Annotated in this window: 18 protein-coding genes; 8 read left to right on the plus strand and 10 right to left on the minus strand. The window is 57.9% G+C overall.

All coding sequences use genetic code 11. The features are described 5' to 3' along the window. Positions 1 to 16: 16 nt before the first annotated feature. Positions 17 to 916 (plus strand): tetratricopeptide repeat protein, encoded by a 900-nt coding sequence (locus tag BDD14_RS10355; RefSeq protein WP_130418735.1) that lies wholly within the window; start codon positions 17 to 19, stop codon positions 914 to 916. Positions 917 to 926: 10 nt separating this feature from the next. Here the strand turns inward: BDD14_RS10355 and BDD14_RS32990 are convergent, their stop codons facing one another. The 4 genes from BDD14_RS32990 to BDD14_RS32995 all read right to left on the minus strand — a co-directional run bounded on the left by BDD14_RS32990 (position 927) and on the right by BDD14_RS32995 (position 6555). Continuing rightward, positions 927 to 1109: a C1orf53 family protein gene (locus BDD14_RS32990; protein WP_130418736.1), complete on the minus strand. Its 183-nt coding sequence runs from the start codon at positions 1107 to 1109 to the stop codon at positions 927 to 929. Beyond that, a complete protein-coding gene (locus tag BDD14_RS10365) occupies positions 1096 to 5526 on the minus strand; it encodes a DEAD/DEAH box helicase (RefSeq protein WP_130418737.1) in 4431 nt (1476 codons plus the stop codon). Before BDD14_RS10365 ends, BDD14_RS32990 begins: the two co-directional genes overlap by 14 nt. An 88-nt stretch (positions 5527 to 5614) precedes the next feature. Continuing rightward, positions 5615 to 6196 carry a KdsC family phosphatase gene (locus tag BDD14_RS10370; protein WP_130418738.1) on the minus strand — a complete coding sequence of 194 codons (582 nt, stop codon included), beginning with the start codon at positions 6194 to 6196 and terminating at the stop codon, positions 5615 to 5617. Continuing rightward, positions 6193 to 6555, minus strand: coding sequence for a hypothetical protein (locus BDD14_RS32995; protein ID WP_242617871.1), 363 nt, complete (start codon positions 6553 to 6555; stop codon positions 6193 to 6195). The genes BDD14_RS10370 and BDD14_RS32995 overlap by 4 nt, the downstream gene beginning before the upstream one ends. A gap of 501 nt (positions 6556 to 7056) precedes the next feature. Between BDD14_RS32995 and BDD14_RS10380 the strand changes: the two genes are divergently transcribed. Beyond that, positions 7057 to 7773 carry an adenine nucleotide alpha hydrolase gene (locus BDD14_RS10380; RefSeq protein ID WP_130418739.1) on the plus strand — a complete coding sequence of 239 codons (717 nt, stop codon included), beginning with the start codon at positions 7057 to 7059 and terminating at the stop codon, positions 7771 to 7773. A gap of 110 nt (positions 7774 to 7883) precedes the next feature. Here the strand turns inward: BDD14_RS10380 and BDD14_RS10385 are convergent, their stop codons facing one another. Next, positions 7884 to 9107: a multidrug effflux MFS transporter gene (locus BDD14_RS10385; RefSeq protein ID WP_130418740.1), complete on the minus strand. Its 1224-nt coding sequence runs from the start codon at positions 9105 to 9107 to the stop codon at positions 7884 to 7886. Positions 9108 to 9616: 509 nt separating this feature from the next. Between BDD14_RS10385 and BDD14_RS10390 the strand changes: the two genes are divergently transcribed. Next, positions 9617 to 9913: a hypothetical protein gene (locus BDD14_RS10390; protein ID WP_130418741.1), complete on the plus strand. Its 297-nt coding sequence runs from the start codon at positions 9617 to 9619 to the stop codon at positions 9911 to 9913. A 35-nt stretch (positions 9914 to 9948) separates the two neighbouring features. Continuing rightward, the gene (locus tag BDD14_RS10395; RefSeq protein WP_130418742.1) at positions 9949 to 10758 is read left to right on the plus strand and encodes a glycoside hydrolase family 18 protein; all 810 of its coding nucleotides are present in this window, start codon (positions 9949 to 9951) and stop codon (positions 10756 to 10758) included. Positions 10759 to 10985: 227 nt separating this feature from the next. On the opposite strand, the gene BDD14_RS10400 is transcribed toward BDD14_RS10395, so the two are convergent. Next, complete coding sequence (locus BDD14_RS10400) at positions 10986 to 12245, minus strand: alanine racemase (protein WP_130418743.1); 1260 nt, start codon at positions 12243 to 12245, stop codon at positions 10986 to 10988. A 235-nt stretch (positions 12246 to 12480) separates the two neighbouring features. Here BDD14_RS10400 and BDD14_RS33710 point away from each other — a divergent pair, with 235 nt between their 5' ends. The 3 genes from BDD14_RS33710 (at position 12481) to BDD14_RS10410 (ending at position 14744) form a co-directional block, all read left to right on the plus strand. Further along, a complete protein-coding gene (locus tag BDD14_RS33710; protein ID WP_278045476.1) occupies positions 12481 to 12615 on the plus strand; it encodes a hypothetical protein in 135 nt (44 codons plus the stop codon). A 69-nt stretch (positions 12616 to 12684) separates the two neighbouring features. Continuing rightward, complete coding sequence (locus BDD14_RS10405; RefSeq protein WP_130418744.1) at positions 12685 to 13092, plus strand: hypothetical protein; 408 nt, start codon at positions 12685 to 12687, stop codon at positions 13090 to 13092. Positions 13093 to 14267: 1175 nt separating this feature from the next. After that, positions 14268 to 14744 carry a DUF4188 domain-containing protein gene (locus BDD14_RS10410; RefSeq protein WP_130418745.1) on the plus strand — a complete coding sequence of 159 codons (477 nt, stop codon included), beginning with the start codon at positions 14268 to 14270 and terminating at the stop codon, positions 14742 to 14744. A 176-nt stretch (positions 14745 to 14920) separates the two neighbouring features. Here the strand turns inward: BDD14_RS10410 and BDD14_RS10415 are convergent, their stop codons facing one another. The 4 genes from BDD14_RS10415 to BDD14_RS10430 all read right to left on the minus strand — a co-directional run bounded on the left by BDD14_RS10415 (position 14921) and on the right by BDD14_RS10430 (position 18605). Continuing rightward, complete coding sequence (locus BDD14_RS10415) at positions 14921 to 15313, minus strand: DUF1634 domain-containing protein (protein WP_130418746.1); 393 nt, start codon at positions 15311 to 15313, stop codon at positions 14921 to 14923. Continuing rightward, positions 15310 to 16146 carry a sulfite exporter TauE/SafE family protein gene (locus BDD14_RS10420; protein WP_130418747.1) on the minus strand — a complete coding sequence of 279 codons (837 nt, stop codon included), beginning with the start codon at positions 16144 to 16146 and terminating at the stop codon, positions 15310 to 15312. Before BDD14_RS10420 ends, BDD14_RS10415 begins: the two co-directional genes overlap by 4 nt. 79 nt (positions 16147 to 16225) lie before the next feature. Then, positions 16226 to 17497: a cupin domain-containing protein gene (locus tag BDD14_RS10425; RefSeq protein WP_130418748.1), complete on the minus strand. Its 1272-nt coding sequence runs from the start codon at positions 17495 to 17497 to the stop codon at positions 16226 to 16228. Between the two features lie 217 nt (positions 17498 to 17714). Continuing rightward, positions 17715 to 18605, minus strand: coding sequence for a LysR substrate-binding domain-containing protein (locus tag BDD14_RS10430; protein WP_130418749.1), 891 nt, complete (start codon positions 18603 to 18605; stop codon positions 17715 to 17717). A gap of 562 nt (positions 18606 to 19167) precedes the next feature. On the opposite strand from BDD14_RS10430, the gene BDD14_RS10435 reads away from it, so the two are divergent. Next, on the plus strand, positions 19168 to 19995 hold the full coding sequence (locus tag BDD14_RS10435; RefSeq protein WP_130418750.1) for a hypothetical protein: 828 nt from the start codon (positions 19168 to 19170) through the stop codon (positions 19993 to 19995). Positions 19996 to 20084 lie beyond the last annotated feature (89 nt).

The following is a 20084-nucleotide window of genomic DNA, read 5'->3' on the forward strand; positions in this document are numbered from 1 at the left end:
CTCGTGGAGGTGTGCCATGGGTCAGCCGGCTCGCTCCTCTCTCACTCCGATTCTCTTCGCTATTTTGTTGCTTTTCAGCGCAAACGGATTTGCGCAGAAGACGCTGAGCCACGAGGAGGCTCGCGCGCTCGATCATCAAAATCCAATATGGGAGTCCATTAGGTCTCATCTTCCCGATCCTGTTTCCGCTTCTGCAGCAAAGCTGGAATCGGCGGCGGACATTCTGCGCGCCCGACGATTTCTCGAAGACGCAATGGATTTTTACGGATTCGCCCTGGAACGTGGCGGAGAGCCCGTTCGCCTGTTGAACAAGATGGGCGTAACGCAGATGGAGCTTCGAAATATGGTCGCGGCACGAGGGTACTTCCAACGCGCGGTCAAGATTAACAAGAAGAGCTCAGAAGGGTGGAACAACCTTGGGGTAATCGAATATCTCCATGGACAGTACGATCGCGCCATCGGCTACTACAAGCGGGCGAGCAAACTGGATAAAACCTCGGCAACCTATCACTCCAATATGGGAACAGCTCTCTTTGAGAAGAAGGACTTCTCCCGTGCCCGGAAAGAATATGACATTGCGCTGAAGCTAGACCCGGAGATGTTGCAGCATCATGGCACACTGGGCGTCACCACGCGGATGCTCTCACCCGAAGATCACGCGCGGTACTGCTTCGAACTTGCGCGCCTTTATGCGCAGCGAGGCGACGAACCGACGATGATGCACTATCTGACAACCGCCAGCGAGGCGGGATTCGACATCATGAGCGCGATGAATACCGACTCCGTGTTTGCGGAATACCGCAAGGATCCGCGAATTCTCCTGATCGTGAAGAACGGTAAGGAGCTACGCAGCAAGGCTACGAATATTGCGGAAGGGGCAACTCCGCCACCCCCGCTGCCATCGGAAAAACACTGATTGACTCGCTCTATTTATAGGGACAGTGACGACAGTTTGAGTTGCAGCAATAACCGCGTTTGAGATGGTAAGCGGCGGTAAAGACCAGGTAAGGGCCTTCATAGTAGAAGTCTTCCTCAGCGAGAGACTGCCTCTCATCTGAAGCATCTTCAGAAGGTCGGTCGTTCCCTTGTTCTGCTTTACGATTCGACATGGCTAAAAAGTGACGCGTTCGCCGCGACTGGTTCTAATACCAGAAACGGTGGCGCAACAGATTCGCTCGAAATCGTCTCAACAGCCGAAGAATCTTCACCAACGAGTCTTCCGTTCCGGTAACGAACCTCTTTGCCTGGGATCGAGGGAATGCGCTCTCCCGGTAACACGATCCCCGCAAGGTTGATGGGGTCGGCCCCGGCAACGGTGATGACGGCCTCGCAGTCGCGGGAACGCGAGGCACGCAGAGAGTCGGCCGCCTCGGGGAGCGCGTACTGTTCCCCGCCGAAGCCTGTGACAAAGCGGCCGCCGCGTATCTCCCCACGTGCTTCAAGACGACGAAGAATTCCAACCAACTCGCGCCACTTCGGAGCGTTGGACTCACGCACCAGAAGATCGCGAAATACGACGCCGTAGCGGAGGAGCAACATGCGCGCATAGGATGCGAGCGCTTCGTCGTTGCGTCTTGCCTGCTCGATGGCGCTGGGAGCGGCGTGAACGGCCTCGTTGAGCAGAGACCATCGGCCCGCGGTGGATCGCACTGGACGACGTGTCGAAACAGAAGTGGAAGCGGGCTTACGGCGCGGGTCCATCATGGCGCGAAGCTGATCGAAGCCGTCAGCGGAGGCAAGCCCCGCGGTTACAAGCTCCCACAGCGCCAACTGGGTGGCCTGGCGGGAGAGACCGAGAATTCGTCCGATATCGTTTGCAAAACAAGCCCCGCGCTGCTCGAGCAGGGCGCGCACTTGCAGTGCCTCGGCGCTGAGTGCCTGGCTAAGGCGCGACTCCTCGACACGCTCGCGGGCGAGAGCATGCGGAAGCCACTCTGCCGACTCGCGGATGTAGAAGGTGATCGGAGCTGCATTCGTGGGGATGACTCGACGCGGACCACTGCTCTCCGCATTGGACCAGGCCGGATGCGGAGAGATTCGGCCCCACCCTACAGCCCCCGACAGACACAGCGAATCGAGCCAGCGAACGTCGTAGTTCGCCACCCGAGCCGGAAGCAGCGTGCGTTCCCACTCAATCGCCGGTGCTTCAAAGCCTTCGAGCTGATGCAACACTTCGAGAACGCCCTCTTCCCCGCTGAGCTGCGTCTGCGGCGCGAGATGTTGCCAACCGAGAAGCCAGCGCATGAAGACCGCGGGCGAGACAGGCTCGATCTGCTTTCGCAGAGCATGAAGGGTTCTGCGATGAATCCGCTGCAGGATGCGGCGCTCGCACCATTCGATGTCGTGATCATGCGAAGGCTTGTGGCGCTCGAAGATGCCGCGCATCAACAGGCCCTGCATCTCCATCGCGAGAAAGACCTGGAAGACATCGGAGGCACAAAGGCCGAGGCGTTCCGCAAAGGCGTTCGCGGTCGTCGGACCCAATAGCTGTACCCAGCCCTGAACGCACTGGCGAAGGGCCTGATCTTTGGTAACGGATTCCGTCTCATCCTTCCAGAGCGCGGCCAGATGTGCCATTCGTTCGGCTGAGGCCCAACAGGCGATTCCGTTGCATTCCACTGCCTGGACCCGTCCGGCGCCAAGGAGGCGATCATAGAAGACCGGCCAGTCGCGCGCTTCCTTCCTGCCGACGAAGAAATCCAGAGGCAGAGCAATGAGCGAATGCAGCAGGTCGTGAAGCTCATGCTCGTCGCGTATATCTGGCCAGCATTCACGGCGAATCTCGTCGATGGCTTCGGGATCCAAACGACCAGCCTCCTCCATCACACTCGCGGGCAGCGTGCGCGAAAGAGAGACGGCGCGTGCGCGGCGTTCTTCAAGGCCAGCCTCATCGAGAAAGGCATAAGGATTTGCATTGAGCAGTTCGTGCGCGAACTGCGACGGCACCGGCGTATCGACTGCGAGGCAACGGATGCTTCCATCCTTGATGCCGCGAAGGACTTCAATCAGGCCTTCGAGGTCCATGGCCTCGCCCAGAACGTCCTTCATCACCTCATCGACGAGCGGATGATCGGGAATCTGGATATCGCCTTCGATATTTTCAAAGCACGCAGCGGCTTGAGGAAATACGCTGGCGAGCAAGTCCTCTGAACGCATGCGCTGAATCTGTGGAGCAACTCGCTTCCCCTTCGAGAAACGCAGAAGCTGCAGGCTGCGATTCGCCGCCCAGCGCCATCGCGTCTTGAAGATCGGCGATGCCAGGGAAGCCTGCTCGAGCAGCTCCTTGGCCGTGTGCTCGGTGAGGAACTGGAAGACATCGGCGAGCGGAAAGCTGTGCTGCTCGGCGAGCGAGATGTTGATGCCGTTGTCCGTCGCGGCGGCTTGCAGCTCGAAGTTGAAGCCGCGGCAGAAGCGCTTGCGCAATGCGAGGCCCCAGGCCTTGTTGATGCGACCGCCGAATGGTGCGTGCAGGATGAGCTGCATCCCGCCGCCTTCATCGAAGAAACGCTCGGCGATGATCGTCGTCTTCGACGGAACAGAGCCCAGGACAGCGCGTCCGGTCACAACGTATTCGATCAGTTGCTGGGCTCCGCCAGCGCACAGACCGCAGTGCTCCATCAGCCATGCCGTCGCGGCCGCAACCTCAGGATCAACAGGAGAGATGTGTCCGGGAACAACCTTCGCCGTGAGGGCAGAGATCTGTTCGCGCAGCTCGCCTACTCCGGTTGAGAGCACTGCCGTCCGCTGCGGCGCCTCACCCTCCCAGAAAGGAAGGCTCGGCGGAGCGCCATGAGCATCCTCCACGAGCACGCGACCGGCGGCTTCGATGCGCTGGATGCGCCAGCTCGTATTTCCAAGAAGAACGACGTCGCCGGGAGAAGAATCGACGGCAAAATGTTCGTCAAGCGTTGCGATTTGCACACCCTCGGGCTGAAGCACAACCGAGTAGAGATTTGTCTCGGGAATCGCACCTCCGTTCGAGATGGCGATCATGCGAGCCCCACGACGTGGATGGAGCTGACCATGAATGCCATCGCGCAACAGATAGGCGCCATAGCGTCCGCGGCTGGATTCGATTCCCGATGCAAGCAGGGCGACAATCTCATCGAAGCGCGCACGCGTCAGATCGCGGTAGGGCCATGCTCGCGTAAGCATGGTGTAGAGACCATTCTCGTCCCAGGGCTCCGCTCCACAGGCGGCAACGATCTGCTGCATAAGCACGTCGATCGGCTGCGGTGGGATCTCCAGTTGATCGAGCAGACCGGCGCGCATGGAGCGAACGAGCGCCGCCTGCTCCATCAGATCGTCGCGCGTCGTCGCGAAGAAGCGGCCCTTGGGAATCGCTCCACGCCAGTGGCCGGCGCGCCCGATGCGCTGCATGCCGACGGCGACCGAACGTGTGGTGGCGATCTGGCAGACGAGATCGACGTCACCGATGTCGATGCCGAGTTCCAGCGATGCCGTCGCGATGAGGATCTTAATCTGACCGCTCTTCAGCCGCTGCTCCGCATCGAGGCGAAGCGTTCTCGAGAGCGACCCGTGGTGCGCGGCGACGTTCTCCGGTCCTAGCCGTTCCGCCAGCGAGAACGCGATCTTTTCCACCAGGCGCCGGGTGTTGACGAAGACCAGCGTGGAGCGATGCGTGTGGGTGTAGGCAGCGAGCTTGTCGAAGATCTCTTCCCACATCTTTGTGGTGAGAACGGCGCTCAGCTCATCGGAGGGAACCTCGATCGCAAGGTCCAGCTCGCGTCGCTGACCGACCTGTACGATCGTTGCGCGCGGTCGTTCGGGGTGAACGCCGGTAAGAAAATCCGCAACCAGCTCGATAGGATTTTGCGTGGCGGACAGTCCGATGCGTTGTGGCGCCTCCGCTAACCCTGTGAGGAATGCGCCAGGCGAAAGCCGATTCTCGCCACGCACGAGAGCATCGAGCCGCTCGATCGACAGAGACAGATGGGCGCCACGCTTGTCATCGGCCACCGCGTGAATCTCGTCAACGATGACAGTACGGACACGACGCAGGTGCTCGCGCGACTTGCCCGCGGTGAGCAAGATATAGAGCGACTCCGGCGTGGTGACCAGGATATGCGGTGGATTGCGCAGCATCGCAGCGCGCTCTTTGGGAAGCGTATCTCCCGTACGAACGCCGGTGCGAATCTCCGTCGATAGATAGCCGCGCTCTAGCGCAAGCTGCTGAATCTCACGCAGCGGTTGATCGAGGTTCTTCTGCACATCGTTGGAAAGCGCCTTCAAAGGGCTGACATAGACGACCTGCGTCGCCGGAGCGAGCGATCCGGCAATGGCTTCGCGCAGCAGCTTATCGATGCAGACCAGAAACGCCGCGAGGGTCTTTCCGCTGCCAGTGGGAGCTGAGATCAGCGTCGCATTGCCAGCGACTATGCTAGGCCAGCCCTCCTCCTGTGGTTCGGTCGGTGAACCGAACCGGCGCAGGAACCACTCAGCCGTAACGGGGTGTGCCCACGCAAGCGAGATCGGGATTTCAATGGCTTCGTCGGTCGCGGGCATGCGTTATTTTAGCGCGACCCTGTTCGATCTTTGTTCGCCCAGCCCTGTGCCACAAAGGGCGTCGCCCAAATTCCAGATTCGGCGCGACTTACATATTCCCGACGCCCACATCGGCGACTTCGGCCGCCTGATTATCCTCATCGAGATACTGCTCGATAACCCTGCCGAGGCTGCCCTGGACGGAGAGGATGAAGTCGATCGCGTCGCGTCCGGCTCCCTGGCCGCCAGCATTGGGCGTGATGTAGTGCGCCACATCCTTCACCTGCTGACGAGCATTCGCGGTGGCGATGGAAAGGCCGCATTGGCGCATGACGGGAAGATCAATGATGTCGTCCCCCACATAGGCGAGTTCGTCGATGGAGTAGCCAGTCTTTTCCAGAATCTCTCGAATGGCGTTCATCTTGTGCGCCTGGCCCTGGTAAACGAACTCGAGCTTCAGGTCGCGTGCGCGAATCGCTACCGTCTGCGAATTGCGCTTGGTGATGATGCCGATTCGCAGGCCTCCGAGACGTCCCAGCGTAATCCCCAGGCCATCGTGCGCGGCAAATCCCTTCGACTCGATGCCCTTTCCATCGGGACCGGGAATGACGAAGATCTGTCCGTCAGTAAGAACTCCGTCTACATCGAAGATGAGAACTTTGATCTTTTGAGCACGTGCTTCAGCAGTCATTCCCTGATGATAGCGTGGCTGGCTGTGCAGGGAGACGGAGTCGCTTCCTGCACAGGAATCTCACCGCCAGCGACCTTCCCCCCAGACCCACCCGTGCCCAGTCTCCCGCCAGTGGCCGGGATACCAGCGATATCCCACATGGAGAGGCCGCAAGTACGCTCCGGGAACCCAGACATAGCTGCCCCGTGCCAGCGATAGTACCCACCACGCCAGGCCCAATTCGGGTGCACTGCAGGTACGGGAGGAATCGCCTCAGGGGGCGGAGGCGGTGGCGCCATCCGAGGTGGAGGAGGCTGAGCATGCGCGGTAGCAACGGCAAGAACAAGAGCGCAGGCTGCAACGGACAAGAATTTCTCCATCGCGCCTATCGTCTCCTACGGCTCGAACCCGCGTCATGAAGATAGGACGCGATACATCCGCATGAGTTGCAGATTCTCCCGTTCCTCAGCGATGGCCGCGATCCTTCGACATAAACCGGTGCGAACAGTCGAGACACTTCCAAGGGAAATAGCCAAAGCGAACCCAGAAGAGTCTCTGAAGCAGGCTTCTCCGATGGGCTCGCACTGTGCGGTAGTTTCCGCAATGTTTACACACTACGGGAGAGAAAGGAGAGGGACGTCGAGTTTGAAGCGGAACGTTGGCATCTGGAGCGGTTCCTTCGAGAGAAGGGATTTCTGTGGACATTACAGGTCTAACCCCGGGGGAGGTAAAAATGGAGATAAGTCTCGGTAAAGATTTTTAGCATAACAGCCATGCCCTCGAACAGGGCCACGCTGCAAGAGACCAGATTTTTACATCAAGTGTATCCGACAAAGTTGAAACCGATGTGCCTGGGTGATTCGTCGTGGTTTGATAGCAGGATGAGGAAAGTTCTACTGAGTTGGAGCGGCGGAAAAGACTCCGCGTGGAGCCTGCACGTGCTCAGGCAGGCACGGGAGTTTGAGATCTGTGGCTTACTGACGACGGTGAACGAAGAGTTCCGCCGGGTTGCAATTCATGGTTTTCGTGAGGAGTTGCTGGAGAGGCAGGCAAGCGCGACTGGACTTCCCTTATGGAGAGTGCCGCTCCCATTCCCCTGTTCGAATGAAGAGTACGAGACAAGAATGGCCGTAGTGTGTCGGCGGGCAGTGCGCGAGGGAGTTCAGGGCATCGTCTTCGGAGATCTGTTTCTGGAGGAGATCCGCGCTTATCGCGAGGCCAAGCTGAAGGGCACCGGCCTCGAACCGCTGTTTCCGCTGTGGGGTATCCCCACACACAGTTTGGCTGCGGAGATGATCGCGGGCGGCTTGCGTGCCCGGCTGACCTGCGTCGATCCACGAAAGGTCCCAGCGGAGCTTGCCGGAGAGGAGTGGAATGCATCGCTCTTGAAAAGGCTGCCCTCGGGGGTAGATCCGTGCGGAGAGAATGGCGAGTTCCACTCCTTTGCCCACGCCGGACCCATGTTTTCCGAAGATATTCCCATTGTGGCGGGCGAGCGCGTGGAGCGCGATGGCTTCGTCTATGCAGACCTGCTGCCGGCCCTCTCCGCCGATCGCGGGCATGAGCTACCTCACACTGGAAACGATGTCTTGCGTTAACGCAGGGCCTCGATGCGAAGGAGCGCAGCGCGAGGACCTTCCTCTTGGTTTGGCCTCCAGCTTTCCCTCGGTGCATATCCACTTCTCGCGACTGCGCACTGGAACACTGGTTAGTGCAGAACGACCATGTCCTGATCTTCGGTCTCGACCACCTGCTGGATAAAGCTCCGCCCCACCAGGAGAACCCCCAGCGCTACCAGGGCCGAGGATGAGAGCAGTGAAACCACGGAACTGGCTCCGAGCATCCCGATTCCCATGGAGATCAGCGCTCCAGTTCCTGTCTGCAGACAGCCAAGCAGAGCCGAGGCGCGTCCTGCGTGACGGGAATACGGAGCGAGAGCCAGCGCAGCCGAGTTCGGATAAGTCAATCCGATGCAGGAGAGAAAGACGAAGAACAGGACCATGGTCGCCTTCAGGCCAACGAGGTGGCTGTGCATTCCAACAAAAAAGACGATGCCGGTAATCACCTGAACTGTCAGGGCGACGAGGAAGATCTGCTGACTGGTGAAGCGCCGCAGAAGGAAGACGTTCAGCTGGTTTCCCCCAATGAAGCCCATCACCAGAACAGCGAAGACGATGCCAAAGGCCTTCGTTCCCATATGAAATCCGTCCATGAACAGGATGGGAGATCCAGCGACAAAGGCGAACAGTCCGGCAAATGAGAACGCACCCGCGAGCGTATAGGTGAGAAACTGCGGCTCCTTGAAGATGGCCCAGAATCCGCTCACCAACGGTCCGGGACGAAGCGAGATCGAATGATCCGGCTGATGACCTTCAGGAAGAAATAGAAAGGTCACCGTAAGAATGGCCGAGGCAATCGCGGCCAGGACTGCGAAGATCCATCGCCATCCCAGAGCAACGATCAGCAGGCTTCCAATCGTTGGCGCAAGCAGCGGAGAGACTCCAATCATGAGAAAGAGGAGAGAAAAGATCTTCGCGCTTTCCTTCACGGGGAAAAAGTCTCGAACCATCGCGATGGCTCCAACCTGCGCGACGCAGCCACCCAGGGCCTCCATAAACCGCAGGGCGACAAAGGCATGGAGGCTGTGTGCGGACGCACAGCCGAGAGAACACAGGATGTAAACCGCCAGGCCGATGTAGAGCGGCCGTTTTCTTCCGAAGCGGTCCAGCAGGGGTCCATAGATCATCTGGCCCAGGGCGAAGCCTATGAAGTAGGTAGAGAGCGACAGCGAGATCTCGGACGTGGTCGTCTTGTACTCCGCGGCGATCGTGGAGAACGCCGGAAGATACATATCGACCGCAAAAGGTGTGACGACGCAGAGCGCGCCCAAAAGCACGATGATCCAGTTATTGTGGCGTTTCAGATGCGCCATCCGAATGGGGTACTCCTCAGAGATTCCGTAAAGCGTAATGTCGCCGGGGTTTTGCGAACGCAGGTCGTCGCGGGAAACGATTGACTTGGTAAGGTTGTGTGTTCCGGCCAACGGGTTGGCCTTTGGTTAAAGAATAACCGACGACAGAAGACAGCAAGCAGCTGGATTTGTCTGCCTTCCATGAGATGATCCAACCTTCGGATTGGACATTTTTTTGTAATCCTGGCTGCAGCCGCGTTTTTGCTGGATTCCCGAGCACCGCGTCGGGCGGGAGGAGAACGGGACCTATCGGATCTCGCATCGGATCGGCCTGCATGATTGTTGGGAATCCGGAGTTCTGATTGCACTGCGCCCGATTCGGCCTGAGATTTCAGCCATCGGGAGCCTGTTGCTGGTGATGACAGCAGAAAAATCGTAGAGAACGGATCGGACGCACTCTCACGTTCTCTGTGTGTTTGCAGAGAACTGCTTCGCCATGGAATCCTGCTTCAATTGGAAGCGGAGGTTTGATGCGGAAGCGGTGGATGCAGTGGATGGCGATGCTGTGCGTTGGCATCGCGGTGGCACACGCGGGGACGGCGGCGAAACGTCCGCGGTATGAGGTGGTGGGTTATGTGTTGGGGCCACGAAGTGGCGTGCTCGATCCCAGCACGATCGCGGGCGGGAAGATGACGCGGATCAACTATGCCTTCTTCGGATTGAAGGATGGCGTGATTGTGGAGCGCCGGGAGATCGACGGCACGAACCTGGCAACGCTGACCGGACTGCGAAAGGAGAATCCATCGCTACAGATCCTGGTTCGGTAGGCGGAGGCGGCAATGGGTCCGCAGGATTTTCGGACATGGCGATTACGGCGGAGGGCCGGAAGAGATTTGTCGACAGCGCAGTAGCGATGGTGGAGAAGTACTCGCTTGATGGCATCGACGTCGATTGGGAGTACCCGGGTTATACGCACGCGACGAACACAACGGTACGAGCGGAGGACAAGGAGACGTACACCCTGCTGCTGAAGGAGCTGCGGCTGCGTTTCAACCGTGAGCAGAAGCGGCTGGGCCGGCCGCTCGTGACCTCGTCGGCGACGGGGGCGACGCAGATATGGCTCGACCACACGGACATGCGCTCCGCATCGAGATGGCTGAGCAGTGTGAACATGATGTGCTACGACTGGTACAACGCCGTCGAGAAGAATACGGGGCACGACTCTCCTCTTTACTCCAGCGCCGCGGACCCCAAGCAGATCTCAATCGACAGCGCAGTGAAGATGAATCTTGCGGCGGGCGTTCCGAGAAGGAAGCTGATCGTCGGGGTTCCCTTTTATGGCCGCAAGTGGACGGGCGTGGAGTCGACCAACCATGGTCTGTGGCAGCCGATCATCGCGCCGGGTGGAGCGGACATCATCTATCGCGACGTTGCGCCGCTGGTAAACACACAGGGGTATGTAAGGTACTGGGATGCGACGGCAGAGGCTCCCTACCTGTACAACGCAGAGACGAAGACCTTCATTACCTACAACGACGCAGAGGCAGAGGCCTCTCGGACGGCGTATGTGCGGAAGATGGGATTGGGTGGCGTTATGTTCTGGCAGTACGGTGGGGATTCTGGGAATGTGCTGCTCGATGCGATTGTGACGGGGTTCGCGAAGCGAAGATAGGCTGGCTTCGAGCTTCGTTCAAATGCTCACCTCAGCGCCATAAAGCCGTGCGAAGATGGGCATCCATCGAAAGAACTTATCCCCATCGCAGTCTGTATGAATTGCAGGATGTCGAGTACGAAATCTCCCCGCTAGATAGTCCTCGTAAGCGTGGGCGATGAACGTCGGCCCCCTCAAAAGAGCCTGGAGATGCGGCTGAGGAAGCAAGTTCCATGCATCTGACCCTGTTAGCGTTGTGCTGCGCCGGCCCGCCCCATAATAGGCCACACGTCTACAATCTTGTCGCCTTGGGACACGTAGTAGCGATCGAAGGCGTTGGTGCTCATATCCAGACTTGAGGGATAGATTTCGAGCAGATCCCCAAGCTTTGGATGCTGCTCGCCATCCCTCCACGTCAGAGCACCATATTCTGCTCCGCCGTTCCCTACCTTCAACCAGGGCATCTCTTTCACAATATCTGTAGACCTTGCCAAGGCTTTAGCTCCGTAATCGGTGGAGATGAGATTGGGATGATACTGGCTATCCACCGTGGTCAGAACCGTCAGCGCTGGCTTGAAGTCGTTGTAGCGTTCCATGTCACCGTCTTGTCCTCCGACTGGGAAGTAGGCGGTGTCCATAAAGACGTAGGTGGCGGCTTGCAACTCGGTCAATCCGGTCTCGTGATCGATGTTGTAGGTGCCTGTGGAACCACCCGTCATGATATTCACCGGCAAACCGGCCTCGAGCGCAAACACCTTGCTCTCGCGGACTCCAGCCAGCACCTCCATGGAGGCCTTTCTGCGCGCCTCAAAACCCTTAACATGCGCCGCATTTCCGGAGTAGGCCATGAAGCCTTCAAACTGCATGTGTTTGGACGCGGCGACTCTCTTAGCCAGATCCACCGCCGGCTTGCCTGCTTCAATGCCTTGCCGTGCCAGCCCCGCGCATACCGAGACTAAAATTCTCACCTTTACGTTATGAGCTGCCGCAGCCTCTTCGACCCAATCGATTACCTGCGCGTCATCGCTGACAAACATGAAGGTGGGATCTTTCTTCGACAGTGCAATGGCCCGCTGGGTGTTGTTCCGACCCACCGGCTGCTTGGTCCAGATCATTCCCTTCATACCCGCATCTGAAAACAGCTCTGCCTCGGCGATCGTGGAACAGGTCAGCCCAATTGCCCCTGCAGACATCTGGCGTCTCGCGACCTCCACGCTCTTGTGCACCTTCACATGCGGACGCACTTTAATGCCGTTGGCATTCGCTGTGTCCGCCAGATGCTTCACATTGGCATTCAGCAGGTCTAGATCCACGACGAGGCACGGTGTCGGCAACATGTCCTTCGTGATACCGCGGAAGTCGCGCTGAGCGAAGCGCTTATTAAGTTCCGTGATAGAACAATCGGCGTTGCAGGACTTCGAAGAAGTCGTCATGGCGGCTCCTCTGCGGGTGGCACCGAGAAAACTCATAGCGATGCCGGCAGACAGAAATTCGCGACGTGACCTCATGGAAATCTCCTATGGATGGACGGTGGTACCTCTCTTGATTGCTCAAAGACTGCGGCGTAATCGATATTACTTTAACACTGGCTGTATTACCCAGAACGTGATGCGCCACTACTGGAAAGACCAATCGTTACGCACAATCCAAACTGGATGGCTCCAGCCGGCGGTATGAACCAAGTCGTTCATGCAGCCCTGCGGATCAAAGCGGGCATCCAACTTATCCCTGGAGGGTTTGGTTATGTCGATGGACGAAGTCGAAAGGGCCAAACTCGGCCTTGCCAGAGCTCTCGTCGACGGGCGTACGGTCGCCGCGAATATACGATCGGAGGTTGGAAGCCCCAGTGGCATGCGGAAGCGCCGCGAAAACACCTGAACCGCAGTTCCAGATAAAAGAGTTGGTTCTGATCCAGGGAGCCAAAACTTGCGAGAGGTTGCGAAAGCCATGAACATTTTCGTCGATTTCAGTATTTATGATGTGGGAGGGGAGTACCGATCCCAGGTTTTGTATCAAGACGATCAGCTTCCACGAGTGGGCGCCTTCGAATGGGTGAACATCGAGGGAGATGATTTTCTTATAGAGATCGTGGGAATATATAAGTCCGTAACTCTTGAAGGGATCCTTGCGATTTCGGCTTACGGAAGGGTAGTTTCGCTGGATAAGAAGCCAATGGTGGAGTTCGTTGACTGCGTTACCGGCAGGAGAATCGACATACTTCGAACTCCCTACACCGACGCAACGTGTCACCTGCTTCATAGAGGTCAAAAGGTTCAACTGCATGGCGGCGGGAAGGCAGTAATCACAAAAGAGGTTCGATTTACTCCCAAAGAAATTGTCTTTTACTGTAGTTAGATCCCGTGCGGGCGCTAATACCGACGCAGCGATAAGCAAGAGATCGCCGAAACCCTTTCTCGATAGCTGCCTCGTGTGTGCCATTCCACGCGTCCCACGATAAGTCGACTTATCGTGGGACGCCCTTCAATACCTGATTTTGCCTTAACCGTTTCTCGTTGATCGGTGAGTGAGAAGCTCCTTATCCTCTCGGTCACCGGGCGTTTGCAAGGCATTTGTTTTGCGCTGCGAGGGCATCGGACAAGCAGGTGTCCGGCACGTACGGCTGCCCTGGAGCCCGCGGAGGCGTTATACGAGACTGGCACGTTTGTTGCTGTTGCCTATAGGTCGCCATACAAGCGGACGCGTCTGTCCGGTTTGATTGCGATGCAGGAGTTGCCGATCCGCTGCTGCCAGTGTCAGAGCCCTTGTAGCATGTCTCGAAGATGGACTTGGCGGCATTTTTGCAGGTTTTACCTTCGTCGGAAGGTGGACATACCTGTTGCAGATTTTCGCGAATGCTCTTGCAATAACCTTTGTCGCCTGTGGGCGGTACGATGTCGCCTTGCGCAGATTCACTCATCGCAGCCGGATCGGTACAGCGAAACTGGTCCTTGTTCGAGTCCCAGGTTGGTTTCATACCAGGCTTCGGGCATTGACCCGCAGAAGCAACGGAGAGTGTAGTGAGCACTAACAGCAGGACTTGTAATCGAATCTTCATTGTGGCCTCCGGATGGAAGCGCTGGGGTCAGCCCTAGAAGCGGGCGTGGTCTCAGTAGCGACCTAATGGTTAGGATGCGTGATCACGGCCGTCTGCGAAACTTAGTTGAACGGCGTGAGACCGCGAGACCGAGGTTCTTCACTGTAGATTTTCATCGGTTCTCCGGACGTCAATCATTCCAGATAGCTTAGGTAGTCCATGCGGAACTTCGGTGATTCGTCCCAGGCTCCACAAGTAATCCGCGGCTGCAGATCATCACCGGATTTGGCGTCTCGAGTTGGCAATCGAATCATTCCTCCGTCGGAGAAGGACTCGCAGGAGCGATAAGCCACTCAATGAGCCCAAACGGATAGGCTGAAATCGCTCCCGCCTTGTACGGACTCCGGACTAGCCCTGAGCTTCGTCACAGAAATCATCGATGGATGCGGATGCAACCCTGACGTGAGCGTGAATCCCGCGGTATTCTTTCACCCATATGGCCACCATCTACCCAGGGCGTTATTCCTCCCGTATCGACGGCCCATTCGTCGTCTTCCTCATCGGCATGCGCATCAACCGTCTGCTTGCTCCGCACAAGTGGCTCCCCACCCTCCGCGCCATGCCGCCGATGATCCGGGAGCTCTACGCCAACCCCTCCCTAGGCTTCCTCTCCGCCGAGTACTGCCTCGCCTGGCGCGGAGTCACCCTCATCCAGTACTGGCGCAGCTTCGACCAGCTTCTTGACTACGCCCAGGCACGTGACGCCCAACACCTGCCTGCGTGGAAGGCTTTCAACCAGAGCGCCGGGAACGCAGACGCCTCCGTGGGTGTCTGGCACGAGACCTACCAGGTCGCCGCCGGCCACTCCGAGTGCATCTACGCCAACATGCCCCGCTACGGACTCGCCGTCGCCGGAACCCACGAGCCTGCCACCGGCCACCTGCGCGAGGCCCGCACCCGCATGCAGTCGTAACGTACTTTGCGCGCAGAACTGTCAAAGCAAGCGGCCTATTTACAGAATTTGGAAAGAGGTCCCGTGAGATCCAACTAGCGCAACCTGAATGGCCTGTGCTGCGCGAGAGTCGTGCCTCCAGAATGCTTCACACCCAAGCCGTCAGATGAGGAAGGCTGGTGGTTTCGATGCAAGATTCAATGCAACAAAAGGCTTCCCATCAAAGTCGCAAGCACAATGCATGTGATCGCGACATAGAGGCGATCGTTTTCCATTGCGAAACCGATGACGGAGAAGGCGACTCGAATGATCGGCGTGAGCAGGAGGATCATGATGCCCAGTTGGGCAATGGCCAGTCCCCGGTCCGCATTTCCAATGGGGGCCAACGCCTGGCGGACAATTTGCCGTGGTGAGGCATAGGCAGAGTTCGCGCCCTCAAACGAGTGGAACGTTACCTGTTGTCCACTATGGACTGCCAGAAAGATCGCTCCACCAACTATCCCGGTCAAGCTCGCTGCTATGACTCCGCTGCGCAGTGTTGCCCCAATCAGATGCTGCAGCTTCGTATCCATTGTCGGAGTGCCATTCATAGTCTCCCCCTCAGTCCCTGCGTGAGCATTTGTATTCCGATGACAGCGACGGCCGCTGCAAATACGCGCCGCAATGTCTTCACCGGCAAGCGCGGCAGCAGTCGCGCCCCTGCCATGGAGCCTCCGAGCACTCCGAGCATTACCGGCAGCGCGATAAGTGGATGGATATATCCGCGTTTGAGATAGATCGCCGCGCTCGCAACTCCCGTCACACCGATCATAAAGCTGCTTGTCGCCGTCGATACCTTGAACGGAATGCCCATAATCCGGTCCATGGCGATGACTTTGAGTGCACCGGACCCAATGCCCAGCATGCCGGATACGATACCGGCTACATACATCAGGCCAAAGCCTGCTCTTGCACGCGATACGTGGTAATCGATCGTTCCTTCCTGTGCGCGATAAACCCCGCTGAGCTTCAACCTGTCAGCGATCGGATCGTCCTCGTTCGTGCGGCTTATCGGTTTTTTTGCCTGGACTACTTGCCACGCAGAATGAAGGAGCACAAGTCCAAATAAGAATGCCAGAGCACTTGTCGGCGTTTTGCTGGCCAGAAAGGCTCCGCAAATTGCCCCGATGGTTGTCGCCATCTCCAAAAACATTCCGATCCGAATATTGGAGAGTCCATCCCGTACATAAGCGGAGGCTGCTCCAGAGGAGGTAGCGATGACCGACACAAGACTTGCCCCGATTGCATAGCGCAAATCCACGCCCAAAAGAAGCGTGAGTGCCGGGGTAACCACGATACCTCCGCCGAGGCCGGTGAGCGCTCCGAGAAAGCCTGCGGCAATAGATACGAGAAAGACGATGAGAATGAATTCGTGCGCGCTCATTTGACCCCTTCCGGATCGGAAAGCACAGTGCTGGACGCGGTGTGATGCGGCGTCCAGCACCGGTTGAATGTGGAGCGGGTTATCCTGCGATGATTTCCTGCTTTTCGGAAGGGATCTTCTTCAAGGCTGCGGCGTCGAGGTTCAAGTGCGCCGTCGCCATCTCCGGCGGCATACGCCTGATCCAGTTATTCAAGGATACATCCAGGAACTGGGGTGCCTTGAACATCTCGAGGAAGACAACGTCGGTGTCTCCGGTGTTCTCGATATAGTGGCCTGCGACGGCCGGAACAAAACCGACATCGTTTGCGTTGAAGTCCATGGTGCGCGCTCTGCCGTCCGGCATGACGATGGTCATCCGTCCCGAACCGGCCAGCCAAAACTGCCATTCCGAGGCATTGGGGTGCCAGTGGAGTTCACGTATGGCGCCAGGCTTGAGCCGGACCAGTCCTGCCGCGACGCTGGTGCTGACCGGGAAGTTGCGGGAATCGACGATACGAACCTCGCCGCCCGCAGTCTTCTTCGTGGGCTCCATCGAAGCCATCTTGAAGGTGTATTGCTGGGGTGCTTGAACCCTGCTCCCTCCGATCGCTGCGCGATCCGCAGCCAGCGACTGCGGCAGTTCCGCCGGGAAGATGTAGAGCTGCTCCTTGGGAAGCTTGGCAATGTCGGTCGCCGAAAGATTGGAGTTCTTCATGAGCACGTCCGGCGGCGTGTGTGCAACGAACTCGGAGAGGAGGAAGGTGTTGTCCTCGGAGAAGTTGCCTTCGTCGAAGACCAGGAGGAACTGGCAGCCGTCCGCCCCCAATCCCTGAATCGAGTGGGGATATCCAGCTGGGAAGAACCAAAGATCTCCTTCGCCGATGTCGTCGATGAACATGGTTCCGTCCGGATTGAGCACCGTGACGCGGGCTTTGCCGTACTCCATGAAGGCCCATTCGTTGGCCGTGTGCCAGTGCAGTTCGCGGAAACTTCCCGACGTCAATCGCATGTTGACGCCCGCAAGATCCTTCGAGGAAGGCAGTTCGCGCTGCGTAACCTGATGAGTCCAGCCACCCTCTTCCACGCGTTTGCGTGCGAGGTCGAAGGAGTACCAAATGGGACCGATCTCCCCGTGGTCCGTGGGAGGAGGGGTGTTGGTGTTGCGGTTCTGCTTGAGCAGCACCTGATTTTCCGGTCCCGGATCGCTCGAGGAATGATCCCCTTCCGCTTTTCGGGTATCTTCGCGCTCTTGTGCATGCGCGGTCAGTCCCGCCATCGCTACAGTCGCCAGCGCGGCAGATCCAACTCCTCCTAAGAAGCTCCGTCTCGACACACCGTCGAGTGTTGGGTTGTTACCATTCTGATCGCTCATAGTCCACTCTCCTTATTCACTGAAGTGCGCCGTAGTCTTCGCAGCAGCAGCTCGCACCCTCATATTCATTAGAGGTGGCTAGCATTGATTCGTTTATTCGTATGATTTGTATTCAGTGATAGGTAAGTCTTATCAGTGAGGACAATCCTGCGAGGGTGGTGTGTTTTGGGAGTGGCAATTGGTATCTGGGCTTGTGGAAGCGAGAGCAGAAACTTCTTCAGAGGCGGCCGTTGCATTTCTCTGCAGCGAGTTCGATGAATGAGCGCACGATCAGTGAGCTGTTCCCGGCTCTTGTAGCGATTGCAATCTCCGATACAGGAACCGATCCCGCTAGTGGTTTCATGATGATGTTCTTCGATTGTGCAAGGACTACTGATTTCGGCAAGATAGCAACGCCGGCGCCGGCTGCAATCAGCGCAACCGCGGTATACATCTCGCCGGTCTCTTGCACGATATTTGGACTGAAACCCTCCTTCAGGCACATCTGAATGACAGAGTCAAAGAAGCCGGGAGCCCAGCGCCGGCCGTATGCAACAAACCTTTCATTCCGCAAATGTGCGATGTGAACTTGTTTGTCTCGAGAGCGAGGATGGCCCTTCGGAAGGACGAGAAGGAAGGGCTCACGATGGATGACGGTTGTGCGTAATTGCTCATTCGAGAGAGGGAGTCGCAGAAAACCTATATCAAGGGTCTTGCTGATGAGTTTCTTTACTTGACTCACTGTGCGGAGATTCATTAGGTCGAGGGTGACATCGGGATGCTGCTTCCTGAACGCGACGACGATGCCCGGCACTATTTCCAGAGCAGCGGATGATACGAAGCCGATGCGCAATCTGCCGATTTCACCGCGCGCGGCCTTCTGGGCGCGATCTGCAGCTTGGCGTGCTCGCGACAGTGTGGCGCGCGCTTCGGTGAGGAAGACCTTGCCCGCGTCTGTGAGTTTGACGGAGCGACGGTTTCTCACGAGCAATTGGACCCCGAGTTCTTCTTCAAGTCTTTGAATCTGACCGGTGAGCGCAGGTTGAGATAGATATAGCCCGTCTGCAGCCCGCACGAAACTTAGCTGCTCTGCCACAGCGATAAAAGAGGTCAAGTGTTTCAATTCCATGGAATAGCCTCGAAATGCGTGTGTTCAGCTATCATGTGCTCCTGGATGACCGCATGACAACTTGGATCCGGTCAAATTGTTGCCAGCTCAGAACATAGGAGACTGGCATGAGAGGGAGTATGGCGGCTCTCAGGTGGACCAGGCCAACCTCTGAAAGTAGCGGAGATGGCGCGGGCAGGAAGTCTCTGAATAAACTTGATCCTGTCGTCCATCCGAAGGTTTCTTTCTAGCCTCGGAAAGGCCCTGTCGCCCGCTCGGGGATGACAACAGTGCGGGCCCGGGGTTCCGATCCATCTCATCAAGCGAGGCACGGACATCCCAAAGTCGGGAATTTTCGACATGGGAAGAACTACGTGATCTATGGAAGAATTCGGTCCATCGCCGATTTTGAATTACGCCTAATCGTGCGCTGCCGAACGTCAATCCGTTCAAAGTCAACCCCTTGGACCAATCTTTGCGGAGATCCCTGGTTTGGCCCTGCCCTTGCGTGGTATCTGGGAACCTCGTGACCGCGTCGCCGTCGTGCGGATGTGGAAGTGTGGGAACCGAAGGAGGATTATTCATGAAAACAGGCACAACAATTGTGACGGCTCTATTCGCCATGGCAAGCTTCCCCCTCTTGGCGCAGCAGGCCCCCCCGGCCAACCAGCCGGACAGCCCCGCCACCCAGCAGAATCCTCCGGCAACGGAGTCAGCGTCGCCAAATAGTCCGACCGCCAGCCCGGAAACATCCGCCATACAGATGAGTCCAATCAACGGCGAACTTGTGGGGAAACTCGACTCAAAGACCGCCAAGAATGGCGATAGCGTGGTGGTTCAGACCAAGGCGTCGGTAAAGACTGCCGACGGAACCGAGATTCCCAAGGGGTCGAAGCTGGTGGGCCATGTGCTCGCCGCGCAGCCGAGCGGGGCGGGAGAGAATTCTCAGTTGGTGCTCCAGTTTGATCACCTTGAATTGAAGGGCGGTCAGAACATGCCGGTCCATTCGCAAATTCAGTCGATCACTCCAGCGGGCGGCGCGGCATCGACCAGCGGGTCCGGCGCCATGAGCGGACCTTCGGCGGGCGCCCCTTCTAACCCAAGCATGAGTGGGGCCACTGGCGGTAGCAGAGCGAGTGGCGCACCGCAAGGTGCGGGCACCTCCTCCGGGGCAGCTCAAACAGGAAACGGTGCCCCAGCGCCGGGGACCATCGTAGCCACAACCGGCAAGATAGCCATCCGCACCACGTCGGTTCCCGGTGTGCTGCTGGCGAACAACGCGCCGGGGCAACAAGATCCCAGGATGGCTCAGGCTTCCAGCATCCTGCTCGGTGCGAAACAAGATATCCAGTTGGACGGCGGTACGCAGATGGTGCTTGGCGTCTCTGCCGCGGGCGGGGGAACGCAGTGATCGGGATTTGGTTGCGGCAATGGGCATTTTTTGCCGTTGCCTGAGACTGAATGGGGAGAAACCTGGCGAGACGGATTGCGCTCGATGAG

Origin of the sequence: Edaphobacter modestus (genome assembly GCF_004217555.1) — a bacterium.
In the GTDB taxonomy this organism is placed as follows: Bacteria; Acidobacteriota; Terriglobia; order Terriglobales; family Acidobacteriaceae; genus Edaphobacter; species Edaphobacter modestus.

What these genes read in the sequence shown, in the direction of transcription:
- BDD14_RS33710 (WP_278045476.1), top strand. Translation starts at nt 12,481, where the DNA reads ATGTCGATGGACGAAGTCGAAAGGGCCAAACTCGGCCTTGCCAGAGCT.
- BDD14_RS10385 (WP_130418740.1), bottom strand. Translation starts at nt 9,107, where the DNA reads ATGGCGCATCTGAAACGCCACAATAACTGGATCATCGTGCTTTTGGGC.
- BDD14_RS32990 (WP_130418736.1), bottom strand. Translation starts at nt 1,109, where the DNA reads ATGTCGAATCGTAAAGCAGAACAAGGGAACGACCGACCTTCTGAAGAT.
- BDD14_RS10370 (WP_130418738.1), bottom strand. Translation starts at nt 6,196, where the DNA reads ATGACTGCTGAAGCACGTGCTCAAAAGATCAAAGTTCTCATCTTCGAT.
- BDD14_RS10365 (WP_130418737.1), bottom strand. Translation starts at nt 5,526, where the DNA reads ATGCCCGCGACCGACGAAGCCATTGAAATCCCGATCTCGCTTGCGTGG.
- BDD14_RS10425 (WP_130418748.1), bottom strand. Translation starts at nt 17,497, where the DNA reads ATGAGCGATCAGAATGGTAACAACCCAACACTCGACGGTGTGTCGAGA.
- BDD14_RS10395 (WP_130418742.1), top strand. Translation starts at nt 9,949, where the DNA reads ATGGCGATTACGGCGGAGGGCCGGAAGAGATTTGTCGACAGCGCAGTA.
- BDD14_RS10390 (WP_130418741.1), top strand. Translation starts at nt 9,617, where the DNA reads ATGCGGAAGCGGTGGATGCAGTGGATGGCGATGCTGTGCGTTGGCATC.
- BDD14_RS10420 (WP_130418747.1), bottom strand. Translation starts at nt 16,146, where the DNA reads ATGAGCGCGCACGAATTCATTCTCATCGTCTTTCTCGTATCTATTGCC.
- BDD14_RS10410 (WP_130418745.1), top strand. Translation starts at nt 14,268, where the DNA reads ATGGCCACCATCTACCCAGGGCGTTATTCCTCCCGTATCGACGGCCCA.
- BDD14_RS32995 (WP_242617871.1), bottom strand. Translation starts at nt 6,555, where the DNA reads ATGGAGAAATTCTTGTCCGTTGCAGCCTGCGCTCTTGTTCTTGCCGTT.
- BDD14_RS10415 (WP_130418746.1), bottom strand. Translation starts at nt 15,313, where the DNA reads ATGAATGGCACTCCGACAATGGATACGAAGCTGCAGCATCTGATTGGG.
- BDD14_RS10400 (WP_130418743.1), bottom strand. Translation starts at nt 12,245, where the DNA reads ATGAGGTCACGTCGCGAATTTCTGTCTGCCGGCATCGCTATGAGTTTT.
- BDD14_RS10435 (WP_130418750.1), top strand. Translation starts at nt 19,168, where the DNA reads ATGAAAACAGGCACAACAATTGTGACGGCTCTATTCGCCATGGCAAGC.
- BDD14_RS10355 (WP_130418735.1), top strand. Translation starts at nt 17, where the DNA reads ATGGGTCAGCCGGCTCGCTCCTCTCTCACTCCGATTCTCTTCGCTATT.
- BDD14_RS10405 (WP_130418744.1), top strand. Translation starts at nt 12,685, where the DNA reads ATGAACATTTTCGTCGATTTCAGTATTTATGATGTGGGAGGGGAGTAC.
- BDD14_RS10430 (WP_130418749.1), bottom strand. Translation starts at nt 18,605, where the DNA reads ATGGAATTGAAACACTTGACCTCTTTTATCGCTGTGGCAGAGCAGCTA.
- BDD14_RS10380 (WP_130418739.1), top strand. Translation starts at nt 7,057, where the DNA reads ATGAGGAAAGTTCTACTGAGTTGGAGCGGCGGAAAAGACTCCGCGTGG.